Source organism: Streptomyces sp. NPDC041200 (assembly GCF_055591805.1).
Genome location: NZ_JBVIZF010000018.1, coordinates 73728 through 89422, shown reverse-complemented (window position 1 = coordinate 89422; position 15695 = coordinate 73728). Strand labels below are relative to the sequence as shown.

Annotated in this window: 12 protein-coding genes and 1 pseudogene; 6 read left to right on the top strand and 7 right to left on the bottom strand. The window is 69.0% G+C overall.

The annotated features are described in order from the left end of the window. Positions 1–202 precede the first annotated feature (202 nt). From ACZ6CL_RS30145 to ACZ6CL_RS30125, 5 genes are all read right to left on the bottom strand, one after another. Positions 203–853 carry a TetR/AcrR family transcriptional regulator gene (locus tag ACZ6CL_RS30145; protein WP_468941216.1) on the bottom strand — a complete coding sequence of 217 codons (651 nt, stop codon included), beginning with the start codon at positions 851–853 and terminating at the stop codon, positions 203–205. 539 nt (positions 854–1392) lie between these two features. Continuing rightward, positions 1393–2400 carry an NmrA family NAD(P)-binding protein gene (locus tag ACZ6CL_RS30140; RefSeq protein WP_468941213.1) on the bottom strand — a complete coding sequence of 336 codons (1008 nt, stop codon included), beginning with the start codon at positions 2398–2400 and terminating at the stop codon, positions 1393–1395. Positions 2401–2625: 225 nt separating this feature from the next. Then, positions 2626–3642 carry an NAD(P)/FAD-dependent oxidoreductase gene (locus ACZ6CL_RS30135; protein WP_468941323.1) on the bottom strand — a complete coding sequence of 339 codons (1017 nt, stop codon included), beginning with the start codon at positions 3640–3642 and terminating at the stop codon, positions 2626–2628. A gap of 186 nt (positions 3643–3828) precedes the next feature. Further along, on the bottom strand, positions 3829–4068 hold the full coding sequence (locus ACZ6CL_RS30130; protein ID WP_468941210.1) for a hypothetical protein: 240 nt from the start codon (positions 4066–4068) through the stop codon (positions 3829–3831). Between the two features lie 615 nt (positions 4069–4683). Further along, a complete protein-coding gene (locus tag ACZ6CL_RS30125) occupies positions 4684–5625 on the bottom strand; it encodes an alpha/beta fold hydrolase (protein ID WP_468941207.1) in 942 nt (313 codons plus the stop codon). A gap of 293 nt (positions 5626–5918) precedes the next feature. On the opposite strand from ACZ6CL_RS30125, the gene ACZ6CL_RS30120 reads away from it, so the two are divergent. The 3 genes from ACZ6CL_RS30120 to ACZ6CL_RS30110 all read left to right on the top strand — a co-directional run bounded on the left by ACZ6CL_RS30120 (position 5919) and on the right by ACZ6CL_RS30110 (position 7496). Next, positions 5919–6542 (top strand): TetR/AcrR family transcriptional regulator, encoded by a 624-nt coding sequence (locus ACZ6CL_RS30120; RefSeq protein ID WP_468941206.1) that lies wholly within the window; start codon positions 5919–5921, stop codon positions 6540–6542. Between the two features lie 239 nt (positions 6543–6781). Then, positions 6782–7147 (top strand): linalool dehydratase/isomerase domain-containing protein, encoded by a 366-nt coding sequence (locus ACZ6CL_RS30115; RefSeq protein ID WP_468941203.1) that lies wholly within the window; start codon positions 6782–6784, stop codon positions 7145–7147. A 64-nt stretch (positions 7148–7211) separates the two neighbouring features. Then, positions 7212–7496, top strand: coding sequence for a hypothetical protein (locus ACZ6CL_RS30110; protein ID WP_468941334.1), 285 nt, complete (start codon positions 7212–7214; stop codon positions 7494–7496). Positions 7497–7544: 48 nt separating this feature from the next. Here ACZ6CL_RS30110 and ACZ6CL_RS30105 read toward each other — a convergent pair. Further along, positions 7545–7778 (bottom strand): annotated as a pseudogene (locus ACZ6CL_RS30105) (integrase core domain-containing protein); the annotation flags it as partial. Between the two features lie 297 nt (positions 7779–8075). Further along, a complete protein-coding gene (locus ACZ6CL_RS30100) occupies positions 8076–8249 on the bottom strand; it encodes a hypothetical protein (protein ID WP_468941202.1) in 174 nt (57 codons plus the stop codon). A 1286-nt stretch (positions 8250–9535) separates the two neighbouring features. On the opposite strand from ACZ6CL_RS30100, the gene ACZ6CL_RS30095 reads away from it, so the two are divergent. From ACZ6CL_RS30095 to ACZ6CL_RS30085, 3 genes are all read left to right on the top strand, one after another. Further along, entirely contained in the window at positions 9536–10969 is a 1434-nt protein-coding gene (locus tag ACZ6CL_RS30095; protein ID WP_468941199.1) for an arabinofuranosidase catalytic domain-containing protein, read from the top strand. Positions 10970–11293: 324 nt separating this feature from the next. Beyond that, entirely contained in the window at positions 11294–13126 is a 1833-nt protein-coding gene (locus ACZ6CL_RS30090) for an RICIN domain-containing protein (protein WP_468941322.1), read from the top strand. Positions 13127–13266: 140 nt separating this feature from the next. Next, the gene (locus tag ACZ6CL_RS30085) at positions 13267–15675 is read left to right on the top strand and encodes a ricin-type beta-trefoil lectin domain protein (RefSeq protein WP_468941197.1); all 2409 of its coding nucleotides are present in this window, start codon (positions 13267–13269) and stop codon (positions 15673–15675) included. The last annotated feature ends 20 nt before the right edge of the window (positions 15676–15695 follow it).

The window sequence follows — 15695 nt, the reverse complement described above, 5'->3', positions numbered from 1 at the left end:
CGCCCTGCCCGAGGCCGGTGAGAAGTTGCTCGGCCAGGTCTTCGCCGAGCCGATCGCGCCGCGGAACATCCCCGACGGCCTCCGACTGCGCTCGGTCACCACCACGGAGCAGGGCCTCACCGCCCACTTCTCCGGCTAGTCGGTCACCTTCCGCCGCGACGACACCCGGGACACCTCGTCGAACGGGTCGGCCGGAGAGAAGTCAGGTGCCGTTGGCCGGAAGAGCCGTAGCCATCGCCGACGCAACCTCCTCGACCACCGCGCTCGCCCGATCCTCCGGCACGCCGGCCGCGATGAGGGTGGCCGTGGCGATCCGGTGCCCGTCGTCCTCCAGCGCGCCGGTGTTGACGGACTCCACCAGAGCCACGATCAACGCCATCAGGCCTGCGCTCTGCACGGCCGGCGGCAGATGGGAGTGGAAGACGCCGTCCCGCTGCCCGCGCTCCAGGATCCCGATGGCGGCCTCCCGGGCCGGCGCGAGCACCTCGGCGACGCGCTCGGAGCCGAGGTCCCGCCGGGTGAGCGCCAGCAGCATGCGGTAGCGGTCGCCCACGGGCCACATCCGGAGTACGAACCACGCCAACGCCCGCTCGGCCGACTCCCCCGACTCCGGCCCGGCCTCCACCGCGTTCCGCAACGTCTCGGCGGCTTCCTCGGCGAGCGCCTCCAGCAGCGCCGCCCGCCCCGGGAAGTGCCCGAAGAGGGTGCGCCGGACGACCCCGGCGGCCCGCGCCACCTCCTCCAGCGTGACATCGGGGTTCCGCCCCAGCTCCTCCCGGGCCGTGGCCAGGATGCGCGCCCGGTTGGACCGCGAATTACGGCGCAGCGGCTCGCGGGCCACGTGCTTGCTCACGGAGAACCTCGCAGCATCAAAGGACGGACGAACGGCCCCCCATTTTGCCACGCCGAGCCGAAGCCCCCGTATCACGCCCCAGCGGCCGCTGCCTCACGCGGGACCCGCCCCACCTCGTGGCCCCGAAGCTCGGCCGACGCGGAACCGAGCGCGCCCGGTGCGGCCCTCGCGCTTGTTCCTCGACGAGAGCCCCGGCGCGCCGGGCGCCGCCGCCGACCTCGTCCGTCGCGGCCATCCCACCGGCCACCCCCCGTCGGATCAGACCGCGAACTCCCGGATCACCATGTTCCGGAACACCTCCTGCCCGTCGATGGTGAACAGGGCCAGGCCTGGTGTCGGACACGTCGGGGAAGACCACGGTCGAGTGCGCGTACCGGCCGTCGTCGACGAACATCTCGACGGCCCCGACGCCTGAGAGCCACCCCCCACCCGCGACCAGCGATCCTTCCTCAACCTCAACCACGAAACTAACAAGAGCTCACGTTCCGCACTCTCAGTCTGAGGACTCCGGTGTGGCGTCATGTTCTGCTCCGGAGCGCTCAGGGGTTCGGAGCAACCGCCAGTTCGCGCAGGCGCGTATTGTTCTGCAGCGCCCACCGCATGGTCCGCGGTGGGCGCCCGAGCAGGGTTTCCAGTTGGTCGGAGAGGACGTCGTACCGCCCGCTGGCGATCAGCCTGGTCTGGATCCTCAGGTGCGCCGCCACGTGCCGGGCCGCAGCCGGATCGCCCAGGGCCTCCTGCAGGACGGTCTCGTCAATGAAGGCCTCGTTCCAGGCCTCCACTTCCTCAGGGATGTAGACGACCTGGCGTCCCAGCACGGCTGCGTAGTCCTCAGCGAACCCGTACATGTCCTTCAGCTCCGGGCCGGTGAGCGCGTAGGACTTCGAGATGTGCGGTGCGGGGTCGACCAGCATCTTCACGCACACCTCTGCCAGGTCGTGAACGGCGATGGGCGCGAGCCGCTGGTTGCCGAAGGGCAGGCGCAGTTCACCGTTGCTCAGCGTGCCCAGTAGCATCCAGGTCAGATGGGGGTTCTCGGCGAACAGGGTCGCACGCACGTTGACGGTCGGGATGCCGGACCAGTCCAGCACCCGCTCGCAGACCCAGTGCGCCCGCTGCTGCGGTGACCAGTCCGTGACCAGTCCGCCGAGCCAAGAACGCCGCTCCTCATCCGGTGTGGTCATTTTCTCGAGCGTCATGTACGACTGCTCGTAGTTGGACAGGTGCACGAAGGCCTCGATGTCGCCCTGGGCTCGCGCCGCCGCGGCCATCAAGGTGAGGGCATCGGCGTAGTACGGCTGCGGGGTCATGCTGAAGTAGATGCGCTTGACACCCTTCAGCGCGGCGGCCACGTCCGCGAGTTTGAGCAGGTCGCCGACGAAGACCTCGGCCCCGGCCTCGCGCAGCGACTGCGCGCGTTCGTCGTCCCGTCGCACAAACGCGCGCACCGGGTGGCCTTGTTCGAGCAGCATGTCGACCATCACCCTGCTCACGCCACCGACTTGGCCGCCGGCGCCGGTGATCAGAATGGGATTGCGCTCCGACATCGTTGTGTCCTCCATCTGGTTGGGGTGGGTCGGCCGTTCAGGAAGCCGAGGATGTGGAGTCGTCGAGGCGGGCGAGGAAGTCGAGGAGGGTGGCGTTGACCTCGGCGCGACGCTCCTGCTGCCTGCTTGCTGGGCATGACTGAAAGCCGTCTGGAAACTGATTGGTTTCCTCGCCGATGAAGGTGAGGCGAGCGGGTGACGGGCTGAGATCTCAGGGCTTCGAGATCATCGTGTGGCCGCTTTGGGGCTTGCCTCGGCGATCCTCTGGAGGGCCGCGTCGGTGTCCGCGGTGGCCAGCGTGCTGTTGATGTCGGCGCCGGCCAGTGCGCCGGCCGCTGCGGAGGCCCCGACCTGGGCGACCAGATCGGTGGCGTTGCCGGCCACCCACACACCCGGCACGTCGGTGGTGCCGGCCAGGCCGGAGGCGAAACCGCGGCCTTTCGGCAGGTCCTGCACCGGCAGGCCCAGACCTTCCAGGCCCTGGGTGCGGGCCTGCATCGGCGCGGCGACCGCGACGACGCGGCGGGCCACGACCTGGCCGTCGGCCAGGCGCACCCCGGCGAGGGCACCGTCCTCGTCGTTGACGACCTCGGTGACCGGGGTGTCGATGATGCGGATGCCGCGGGCGGCGAAGCGGGCGCGGCTGTCCTCGTCCAGGTCAGTGCCGTGGGTGAAGTAGGTCAGGTCCTCGGTCAGCTGCCGGAACAGATACGCGTGGCCGATGGAGGCCGCGCCGGTGGCGAGGATGCCGATGGGCTCGTCGCGCACCTCCCAGCCGTGGCAGTACGGGCAGTGCACCACACTGTGCCCCCAGTGCTCGGCGAGCCCGGGCACCTGTGGCAGCACATCCGTGAGGCCGGTGGCCACCAGGATGCGGCGGGCGGTGATGCTGCGGCCGTCGGCCAGGGTGACGGTGAACCGAAGGTCCCCGTCCGCCGACGGGGCGGCGGACTCGGCCGAGACCACCTCGCCGAACACGACGCGTCCGCCGTACTGGCGCACCTGCTCCCGGCCCCGCCGAAGGATCTCGGGCGGCGGGGTGCCGTCCAGGGCGAGGAGGCCGTGCACGGCCTCCGCGGGCGCGTTGCGCGGGGAGCCGCTGTCGATCACGACGACCGAGCGGCGGGAGCGGGCGAGGATCAGTGCGCCGTTCAGCCCCGCGGCGCCCCCGCCGATCACCACCGCGTCGACGGTCCCCTCGGCCAGTGCGTCGCTCGCGTACGGAGGAGTCGTCACAGCCATGGCCTCCTGCCTTTCCTTGTCAGTCATGGTTTGGTCAACCTTTCGAGTTCTGGGTGATTGGAGGGGGTCAGCTGTTCAGAAAGCTGGAAGGCGTCGCACGCCGGGCGGCGCGGAGGAGTTCAAAGGCATGGGTTGCTCTCCATCGCGCCAGGCGTGCACGCGGCCTGTCCGGTGAGCTCAGGGCGGTTATGTACTGAACAGTTGGAAACCTAGGCGGTTCTGTACCGAGTTGTCAAGTACGGCAGGTCGGCCCTCGCTCACCACGACGATGCCCGGAATGCCGAGTTTGGGCTTCTTGGTGATCACGGGCTTGGCCAGCAGCAGCAATGCACCGGCGACATCGACCCCGACGCGGATCCCGATGACCTCGCGTACCTTCTGCTGACCATCATCCGCGGGATCGATGTCGTAGGCGAGTACGGCCACAGTCGCGCCCGCCTGACCTCAATCGCAGAGAGCGCGTTCGCCTTGCTGCCTCGCCGACACCACCGCTGAGAAAGGGCACGGCCGGCCTCGTCGCACAGGCACCTGATCCGGTCGGCCCCCTTCGACGCCGCGCAGGCACAGCCCGTAGGTTTACCCGCCGCCGGGCGGTCGTCTGGGCGGTTAGCGAAAAACTGCCCCCGCATCCCGTCGAGTTGCTCCACCGCATGCGCGGTATCGCCGGGCTTGAACCGCACGGTCAGTCGCCGAACGCCTCGCCGCCAGCAGACGATGGCACTTCGGCCGCCGCTCCGCACCTCGGACCGCGTTTGCACGAATTCGTGCCAGTGCTCCGCCTCGGTCCTCGCAGAGCTGGGCGCCGTCCCCGCGCCGCGTCCTGTGCTGCGGATTGGGAGTCGCGGGGCCGACGCGGCGGGCCATGCCGTCCCACCCCCACGCGGCGGCATGCGCGAGGTCCCCGACGCGGAGCACCGCCACGTCACGCGAGAGGTAGGTCCTCACTCGGACATGCCGGAGAAGGCTACGGCCTTGTCGATGTGGGCGCCTCGCTCACGTCGAACGGCCGGCTCCGCACACGCGGAACCGGCCGTTCGGCCTTCAGGTGCGCGCGGACGTCTGCAGGAACAGTTCGAGCAGTGCCAGCAGCGTCTCGGGAGCGTCCTCGGTCGGGAAGTGGCCGGCGCCCGGGATCTCGACCACAGGTGCGTCGGGGTAGCTGAGCTTGAACGCCGGGATCACGTACTTGGGCAGCAGTGCGGTGTCGCGCATCCCGACCGCCAGCATCGCCGGCAGGCCTCGCAGCGCGGCGACAGCTTCCATGGGCGGCGGGCCGGGCGGCGGGCCCTGCGGGCCCTCCAGGACCTGCCGGGGGAACGCGATGACACCGCGGCACTGCTCCGGGGTTGGGAAGGGGCTGGAGTACGCGCGGATCCAGGTCGGCGTGGCGATCTCCGGTCGAGCGACATGTTGCAGGTCGATCATCAGGTGGGCGATGGTGTGACCCGCCTGTCCGAGGATCTGCTCGAACGAACCGTCCGCGAGCGCCGACTGGGCCCACTGGAACCACCGGCTCTCGGCGCCGTTGGCCTTCATCAGATCGTCGATGCCCTCGGCGAGAGGCAGCACGGTGTTCACCGCGAAGATCCGGGAGATCCGACTGGGATTACGCAATGCGAACCCGGTGCCGATGGGGCCGCCCCAGTCACGGACCACCAGGGTGATGTCCGCGAGGTCGAGCGTGTCGACCAACAACGATTCGAGATTCAGGATGTGTTCGCTCGCGTCGTACGTGCGATCCTGGGGCGTCTCGCTCTTGCCGAAGCCCATGTGGTCGGGAACGACCACCCGATGGTGACGTGACAGCGGCCCGATCAGGTGGCGCCACTCGTAGCCCCACGTGGGCTCACCGTGCAGCATGACGATCGTCTGACCGGGCCGCTCGGGGCCCTCGTCGACATAATGCTGACGGAAGCCGGCAGCCTCGTTGAAACGGGCGGGATACGGCCACGTGCCGTCGAACGTCTCGTCAGCAGCAATCACGGGACATCGTGCCTTCCGGTGCGGTGTTGTCCGTACTGACCGCGGTCATGAGGTCCTCCGATGTATTGGTTCTGAAGCAGCCTTCATCGGCTGGCTCGTTCTTGCACCGGGCTGCGTGCGACGCCCTGAACGTCATGGGTTCAACGTCCAAGCCGCCTTCGCGGCGTCGCGGTCCTGCAAGCCCGGACCAAGGTGGTCCGGCAAGCTCAGGATGGTTGTGTACTGAATAGTCAGAAACCTAGGGGTTCTGTACTGAGTTGTCAAGAAGGGCGGGTCGGCTTTACCTTCTGTGTATGGCGAGACCACGAAGCTTCGACCGCGACCACGTCCTGCATGCCGCCGAGCGGCAGTTCCGCACCTCGGGCTACAACGGCACGAGCGTCGACGACATCAGCGCCGCCACCGGCCTGGGCCGCGGCAGCCTCTACGCCGCGTTCGACGGCAAGCACGGCGTGCTGCTGCAGGCGATGGCCGGGTACTTCACCCGGCTGGGGCAGTTTGCGCCGAAGGCGCTCGCCGGACCGGACGAAGGCGCCCTGGAACGACTGCGCGGGTACTTGCTCCGCGCCGTCCACGGGGTGCCACTCGCCGCCGACGTACCCCCCGCCCCTGACCGGGCGGCGGCGGCCTGCTTCGCCGCCAAGATGGCCCTGGAGATCGGCGCCTCCGACCCCGAGGTAAGACGTCTGGCCAACGACTGCTTCTCCGCGGTCGCCACGGCGGTGGCCGAGTGTGTGCGAGCGGCGCAGCGCAACGGCGACATCGACCCCGACGCGGATCCCGACGACCTCGCGTACCTCCTGCTGACCATCATCCGCGGCATCGACGTCGTAGGCGCGTACGGCCACAGCCCCGCCCGCCTGACCTCGATAGCGGAGAGCGCGTTCGCCTTGCTGCCTCGCCCGCGCCACCACTGAGAAGGGCACGGCCGGCCTCGTTGCGGAGGTGTCTGATGCGGTCTGCCCACTTCGACGCCGCGGAGGCACGGCCCGTAGGTTTACGCGCCGCCGTGACCTCGTGTGTTGGCGCGTGCTGTGGTGTTCCGGGGGTATGCGGGGTGGGCACTGCTCGGCGCTTCGGACGTGAGGCGGTTCCATGGATGCTGCTGCCCAAAATGAGGGCCAGGACCCGCTTGCCGACCGTCTGATCAGGGCCGGTGCCGCGTTCGAGGCCGGACGGCACGCTCTCGGTACCTCCGGCGTCGCCCGCGGACATGAATGGCCAGCAGGTGACCCGGGAGAGCGACGGCAACTTCGGCTGGCTGGCCGCCTGGGCGTCCGAGATGGGCGACGAACACACACGGGACGGCCTGCTCGGCCACGCCGACCGGTTCATGAACCCCACCTGGCGCGACGGCGGCCTGTACTACCCCCGCAACGACACCACCACCGACGCCGACGGGAACCTCGTCGCGATGGGGCCCATGACCGGCAACGTCCTGCTGGGGTACGCACGGCTCAACGTGCCCGACGGGCTGTGGGGCCTCTTCAACCTGTGGGGCTCGAAAAGTCATCGTTGCTAGTCAAGCGGCATAGCGGTACTCGTTAATGACGCCACCGAGGACATCGGAGTCCACTGCCTACGCCTTGGCCGCAGACAGCGGCCACGGGAGCTGGACCTTCGCCGTCGACCTCCCCTCCCCCGGACACCGGCGCACCACCATCCGCCGCGGCGGCTTCCTCTCCCAGAAGGCCGCCCGCACCGCGCTACGGCGCATGCTCGAAGGCGAAGCCGGCGGGTTCTCCGCCGACCTCAACCAGACCGTCGCCGACTACCTCACCACCTGGCTCAAGGCGAAGGCGTACGTGGCGGCGCCTGACCGTGGCTGTCGGCAGGGGGATGACGTTCGGGGCATCGTCTGGGGCACGTAGGTCCAGGTCGCGGTGGGCTCGTCCGGCGTTGTCGCGCTCGGCGTACTGGTCGAGGACCGTACGCAGGTGTCGTTCACCGGTGATGAGGAGTCGGTCGGTGCACTCGGCGCGGGCTGTGCGTATCCATCGTTCCGCGTAGGCGTTGGACCGTGGGCTTTGTGGCGGAGTCGGGATGACGGCTGTGCCGTTGCCGGCGAAGACGGCGTCGAAAGGGGCGGTGAACTTGCTGTCCCGGTCACGGATGAGGAACCGGAAGCGCCCCGCTCTGTCATCGAGGTCCATGAGCAGGTTGCGGGCGAGTTGGGTGACCCATGCGCCGGTCGGGTGGGCGGTGACACCCAGGACATGGACGCGCCGGATCGTGGCGGCGGCAACCCGATAGCCGAGCCGTCGAAGCTCACCTTGGATTCTCACGTATCCCCAGGTGGGGTTCTCTCACGCCAAGCGCTGGATGAACGCCGCAATCTCCTCCGCAAGCGGTGGCCGACCGGGCGCGGTTGGAGTTTGGCGCCCACTCCAGCACACCAGACGACGGTGCCACGTCAGCAAGGTGCCCGGTGTGACCAGCCGATGGCGGCGTTAGACAGGTGGCAGGTGCCGGGCGAGAGCGGAGAGCACGGCACGATCAGCCCATGAGAGGTCCGTCGGCTGGGCCTCCTGGGCCGCGCCGGCGAGCAGGACCTCGGCTTCCGTCCCCGACCAGGTGCGGGCCTCCACATCGAGAGCGAGCGTCAGCCGTGCCGCCGGGGTCATCGCTCACTCATCCGCGGCTGGATCACCAGCAGTCAACGGGTCGGCCAGCGGGACGTACGGCTGCCGTTGGCGGTAGATCTCGCGGATCAGCTCAGGCAGCGAGCGTTGCCCGGCAACGGCGGCTTCCAGATGCTCTCGTCCGAGGACGACCGCCCCGTTCACCTGTAGAGCGAGCCGATTCGGCTCACCCCGTACTGGAGGATGTCATCGCGTCCTTCGAACTCGAACCTGGCCCCGGCCCAGGGGCCAGCCGGATGGAGGTGCGTGGAGTCGCCGGGTGCGGAACACGACCCAGCGGCGCCGCCACGATGCCTGGAATTGTTCAAGCCAGCTGCGCCTTGACGCGGTGTCGTCCCGACGCCACTGGCCGTACTCAGCCAGCAGCCTCCGCATCTCCTCCACAGCCCCCGTCCCCCTCTCCACCGGGCGACGGCAATTCGCCCCCGGCTAACCTCTGTTCGAGGGGGCTAGGCCAGAAGGGGCGTTGACGCCGAAGAACTGGGCGAAGACGCCGCCGGCTGCGCCTCCGGTTCACCGCCATGATGGCGAGTCACCCGGGCGAATGCCTGCGCGGCCCCCCGCGGCGCACGGCGAGAGGATACGCCGCCACCTGCCTGCCCCCAGGTCGGACCTGTTCGAGCGCGCCGATCGGTCCCGATCCACGGAAATCAGCAGGTGGGGTGATCGGCGCCAAACCTGCCGCCGGCCCATGGAACTCTCCGGGACCGGAACGAAGACCCGCGCTCGACACGACGGCCGTCGCTGGGCGCGGTTTCGGCATACCGTCACGGCGGGCTGACCAGCGCAAAATGAAACATGGGATGGATCAGGTTCCGATTGAGGGAGAGATGCCTATTGACAGTGCGAGCGACCAGTGGAATCACTATGGGACATGGGATGTCTGAGAGTTCTCTGTGGATGCTCTCGGGCGCCCTTACCCCTGAGGGAGAGTCGCCCCATGGCCTCGTCCGGATCGCACCCTCGCCCGCGCCCGCCACCGTCGACCGCACCCTGACGGGAGTGGTCGGCGGGCTGCGCACAGCACGCCCTCCCGTGAGTCGACTGGAAGGGCAAGTCGAACGCACTGGCGGCAACGCCAACAGGAACGCCCGGGTCCCGCGGCCATGCCGATGGCGGCGGCCTTGAGCGTTTCCCTTCGGACGGACACGGCAATCTTTGTCCCCTTCCCCACATATTCAAGGAACAGAATGCAGCTTTCCTCTGTTTCGCTCCGGAGCCCTGAGGCTCGTGGACCACGCTTACCGGCGGCCGCCGCCGTGTGCGTGATGGCGCTACTGACCATGTTGCTGGCGACCACGCCGACATGGTCGGCATCGGCACCGGCGGTGACGACCCCCTTGGTGAGCTCGGCATCGGGGCGGTGTCTGGACGTCAAGGGCAACACCGACACCCCGGGAACGGCGTTGGGCATATGGGACTGCAACGGCCAGGGGAACCAAGCGTTCGAGTTCACGTCGGCGGGTGAGCTCAGAACGATGGGCGGCACCCGGTGCGTGGACGCCCGCGGCAGCCAGACGGCTCCGGGAACCCCGCTGATCATTTGGTCGTGCGACGGACGGCCGACCCAGTTGTGGCGACAGAACTCCGACGGGTCCATCACCGGTGCCCGGTCCGGCTTATGTCTGGACGTCAACGAGTCGGGCACCGCCAATGGCACCGCGGTCATCCTGTGGACCTGCAATGGCCAAAGCAACCAGAAGTGGAGCGTGCCGACACCTCCGCCCGGGTCCGGCGGGTCCGGACCGTGCGACATCTACTCCGAGGGCGGTACGCCGTGCGTGGCCGCGCACAGCACGGTGCGGGCGCTCTACGGTTCGTACAGCGGCACCCTGTACCAGGTCAGGCGCTTCTCGGACAACGCGACCAGGGACATCGGCGTGCTGGCGCCCGGCGGCTTCGCCAACGCGGCGGCGCAGGACTCGTTCTGCGCGGGTACCTCGTGCGTGATCACGGCGGTCTATGACCAGTCCGGACGCGGCAACGACCTGTGGTACCAGGGATCGGCCCAGGTCCCGGGATCGAGTCAGAGCAGCCCTGCGAAGGCGACCTCCGAGTCGCTGACCGCCGGGGGCACCAAGGCGTACTCCCTGTACATCAATCCCGGGAACAGCTACTGGCGGGACGGCCATCTGACGGGCGTGCCGACCGGCGCCGCACCCGAAGGGGCGTACATGGTGACCAGCGGTACCCATGTCAACAGCGGCTGCTGCTTCGACTACGGCAACAGTGAGACGGACAGGAAGGCCGACGCCGCCGGGGCGATGGACGCGATCAACTTCGGCACCGAATGCTGGTTCGGCGGCTGCTCGGGAAGCGGTCCCTGGGTGCAGGCCGATCTCGAATGGGGCCTGTACTCCGGAGGCAGCCAGTCCTGGAACACCAACCAGCGGGCTTTCCCCAGCAAGTTCGTCACCGCGATGCTCAAGAACAACGGGACGTCGAGATTCGCTCTCAAGGGCGGCAACGCGCAATCCGGCGGCCTGACCACCATGTGGAACGGCCCGCTTCCCAGCGGTTACAGCCCCATGAAGAAACAAGGAGCGATCGTCCTGGGAAGCGGCGGCGACTGCTGCAAGCCCGGCGGCGGGGCCAACCTGAGCGCCGGCACCTTCTACGAAGGAGCCATCGTCGCCGGCTACCCCTCCGATGCGACTGACAACGCGGTACAGGCCAACGTCACGGCGGCCGGTTACCGCTGAGCTCCTTTCACATCCGCGGGAGGTGGCGGTCCCCCCAGCACGTCCATGGAACGGCCACGAAACTGCCCCGCTGCCATGCGTGCCCTTCCCCAGCGGCGGCCGCAACAACCCGTGTCCGTTGTTGGGATTCCTCGTCGGATGACTGATAGCCGCGATTCCGGCGCCCACTTGGCGCCGGATCCGGTCAAGTTCCCCGACGGCATCAAGGGCACCCCGGACGTGCCGGAAGTGCCGCCGGCGTCCGCGCTGCGCGCCGCCTCCGGAAGCTGGCCCCGTCCATCACACGCGCCGCAGCCCAGCGGCGCCGAACCGCAGGAGGACCGGATGAGGACGAGAGCGAGACCCCGCCGTCTGGCACTGGTGGCCGGCATCGTGCTGGCACTCGTGCTGCCGCTGCTGGCGACGGACACGAGCCAGGCCGCCCCGGCCACGTCGCTGAGCGTGAACCTGGCGTCGACCCGCGGGCCGTCGACCGGCGTCGGGGAGGGGTTCCTCTACGGCTTCAGCGAAGACGGCAGCCGACCGGCGGACCAGTTCATCCAGCCGCTGGGGATCAACGCCTTCCGCGGCGGCGGTTGGTTCTCCGGCGGCTGGATCAGGGACGGCTACCAGTACGGCTCGGCCACCCGGGCCGACCTCGATTCGATCAGCGCCCAGGCGAAACGGCTCACCCGACCGCCCTATCACGCGCAGTACCAGGTGCTGGTGAGCGACATCTACGGCGCGAACGGCGGCCAGCCGTCGAACACGAGATATCCGTGTGACAACGGCGACTGCTCCAACTGGGTCAGCTTCATCGACTCCACCGTGGGAGCACTACAGGCTTCGGGGCTCACGTTCTCCTACGACATATGGAACGAGCCGGACATCTCCGCTTTCTGGACCCGGGGGGTGAACAGCCCCCAGTACTTCCAGATGTGGGACACCGCCTACCGGGAGATCCGGCGCATCGCCCCCGGAGCGCAGATCGTGGGGCCGTCGTTCGCGTTCACCCCGGAACGCAACCCGGGTGAATGGCGGACCTGGCTCGCGCATGTGAAGGCGGCCGGGACGGTGCCGGACATGATCGCCAACCACAACGAGGGCGATGTCGACGACCCGGTCACCGTCGCGCGGGCCCTGAACGGCGCCCTGACCGCGGCGGGCATCGGTCAGCTGCCGCTGTCCTCGAACGAGTACCAGCCGGCCGACCGGCAGACAGCCGGTGTGACCGCCTGGTACCTGGCGCGGTTCGCGCAATCCGGGTACACCAACGCGATGCGCGGCAACTGGGTGTGCTGCGTCACCCCGAACCTGACCGGAGTCCTGACCCAGAGCGGGGGCAGTTGGAAGCCGACCGGCAACTGGTGGGCGCTTCGGGACTACGCCGACATGACCGGCACCCTCGTGGACACCTCCGGCCAGGTGGGTTCGACGGCGATCTCGGCCTCCGTGGACTCCTCCGCCAAGCGTGCGGTGGCGGTCATCGGCGATTCGAACGGGTACACCGGCGCCGCGTCGGTGACCTTCGGCGGACTGGCGTCCGTGCCCTGGCTGGCGAACGGCGGCGGCGTGCACGTCACCGTGCACCGCATCCCGGACCAGGCGCCGCTCAGTGCGCCACAGACCGTATACGACCAGAACGTGAGCGCCTCAGGTGGCTCGATCACCGTGCCGTTCACGTTCCAGGGCTCGCACGACGCGTTCGCCGTCTATCTGACACCCGCCTCGTCGGGCGGCGGCGGCTTCCCGGACGGCTACCACCAACTCGTGGTCGCCAGCAACAACCTGTGCATGGACGTGTACGGCGACTCCGGCAGCGCCGGCGCCGCGATCGACCAGTGGACGTGCAACGGGCAGAGCAACCAGCAGTTCCGGTTCGTGCCCGCCTCCGGCGGCTACGGCGAACTGCGGGCGCAGAACTCCGGCCTGGACGTGGCGGTGGCCGGCGGTTCCACGGCGGCGGGCATCCCGGACATCGTCCAGCAGGCCCCCGGCGCGGCGGCCAACGGCCTCTGGCTGCCCGTGCGGCAGTCCGACGGCTCCTACGCGTTCCAGAACAAGAACAGCGGTCTGTGCCTGGACGTCTACGGCGCCGGGGGCAACCTGGGGCAGCAACTGGACCAGTGGCAGTGCAAGAACACGCCCGGCACGAACCAGGACTTCATCCTCCGCTGACCGCGGCTGCACGACGCCGGCGGCGAGCGACCTCCGGCAACCGTGCAGCCACGGCCACCACGAGCAGCACAGCCATCACGCCCCAAGGCCGGACCACCCCGGCGGCCACGGGACACCTCCGACCTGCGAAAGGAACCCACGTGTCAGCATTAAGCCGGTTGTTCCGGCGCCTGCGCGCCTCGACGGCCCTGCTCGCGGGCCTCCTCCTGACCGCCGGCGGCATCGTGGGCACGGCCGCCGCGCCGGCCCAGGCCGCCACCTCCATCACGATCAACGGCGCGTCCGGCGGCCGGACCTTCGACGGCGTCGGCGCGATCAGCGGCGGGGGCGGCAACAGCAGACTCCTGATCGACTATCCCGAGCCCCAGCGCGGCCAGATCCTCGACTACCTGTTCCGGCCCGGCTACGGCGCCTCCCTTCAGATGCTCAAAGCGGAGATCGGCGGTGACACCAACTCCACCTCGGGGGCCGAGCCCAGTCACCAGCACACCCGCTCCGACCTGAACTGCGACCGGGGCTACGAATGGTGGCTGATGGAGCAGGCCAAAGCCCGCAACCCGGACATCAAGCTGTACGGGCTCGCCTGGGGCGCGCCCGGCTGGATCGGCGGCGGGAACTTCTGGTCCACCGACATGGTCAACTACCTGGTCTCGTGGCTGGGCTGCGCCAAGCAGCACGGGCTGAGCATCGACTACCTCGGCGGGTGGAACGAGCGAGGCTACAACGTCTCCTGGTACCAGCAGCTGCGCGGCGCGCTCAACAGCAACGGCTACGGCAGCGTCAAGATCGTCGCTGCCGACTCGGACTGGTCCGTGGCGGGCGACATCAACTCCAACCCGGCATTCGCCTCCTCGGTGAGCGCCATCGGCACGCACTATCCCTGCGGCTACCGGTCGTCCCAGTCCAACTGCTCGGTGCCGTCGGCCGCCATGTCGTCCGGCAAACCGTTGTGGGCGAGCGAGAACGGCTCGGACGACTACAACGCGGGAGCACAGGCCATGGCCCGCGGCATCAACCGCGGATACATCGACGGACGGATGACGGCGTACCTCAACTGGCCGGTGGTCGCCGCGCTCACACCCAACCTTCCCTACCCCACCATGGGTCTCGCCCTGGCCTCGCAGCCGTGGTCCGGCTCCTACTCGATCGGCAAGAGCACCTGGGTGATGGCACACACCAGCCAGTTCACCGCCCCGGGGTGGCGGTACCTCGACGCCTCCAGCGGCTACATCGGCGGCAACCGCAACAACGGAAGCTACGTCTCGCTCAAGTCCACCAACAACTCCGACTACTCCACGGTCATCGAGACGATGGACGCCGGCAGTGCGCAGACGCTGAACTTCAACGTCACCGGGGGGCTGTCCGCCGGAACCGTCCACGTCTGGTCCACCGACGTCAGGTCCGGCAACCCGGCCGACCACTTCGTGCACGCCACGGACATCACCCCGTCCGGCGGTGGTTTCAGCCTGACGGTACAGCCCGGCCACATGTACACCCTGACCACCACGACCGGACAGGGCAAGGGCACCGCCGCCGGTCCCGGCCGCGGCACACTGAAGCTGCCGTACAGCGACTCCTTCGACGGCTACGCCACCGGCACCGAGGCGAAGTACCTCATGGACTGGCAGGGCGCTTTCGAGGCGGTGGGCTGCGGCGGCGGCCGCAGTGGCAAGTGCGTGCGCCAGATGAGCCCGCAGAAGCCGATCACCTGGGACGCGCTGACCGATCCGCACGCCCTGCTCGGTGACGTGAGCTGGGGCAACTACGCCGTCTCGTCCGACGTGATGCTGGAACAGCCCGGATATGCCGAGTTGATCGGCCGTGCGGGCGGGCACGACTACGACCGTACCGGCGGGCAGAACGCCTACCGTCTGCGGGTGAGCGACACCGGGGCCTGGTCGATCCTGAACTCGAACACCAACGGCAGCGTCGCCACCTTGGCCCGCGGCACGACCGGCGCGCTGGGCACCAACCGGTGGCACACCCTGGCGCTCACTTTCTCCGGCACCGCGATCACCGCCGTCATCGACGGCACCACGGTGAGTACCGTGAACGACCGCACCTGGGCCGCCGGGCAGATCGGCTACGGGACCAGCCAGGGCGAGACGGCGCAGTTCGACAACCTGTCCCTCACCCCCGGCAGCGGCGGGAACGACGGCGGCACGACCGGCGCGATCGTCGGGGCCGCCTCCGGCCGCTGCGTGGACGTGCCGAACCAGTCGCAGACGGCCGGCACCCAGGTGGCGCTGTGGGACTGCAACGGCGGCAGCAACCAGCAGTGGACGGACACCTCCGCCGGTGAGCTGCGGGTCTACGGCAACCGCTGCCTGGACGCCGCGGGCCAGGGCACCAGCCCCGGCACCAAGGTGGACATCTGGGACTGCAACGGCGGCACCAACCAGAAGTGGACGCTCCACGCCGACGGCACGATCACCGGTGTCCAGTCCGGCCTGTGCCTGGACGCCACCGGCGCGGGAACGGCCAACGGCACCTTGCTCCAACTGTGGACCTGCAACGGCAGCAGCAACCAGAAGTGGACGCGCGACTGATCCAGGTGACCGGCTGACGA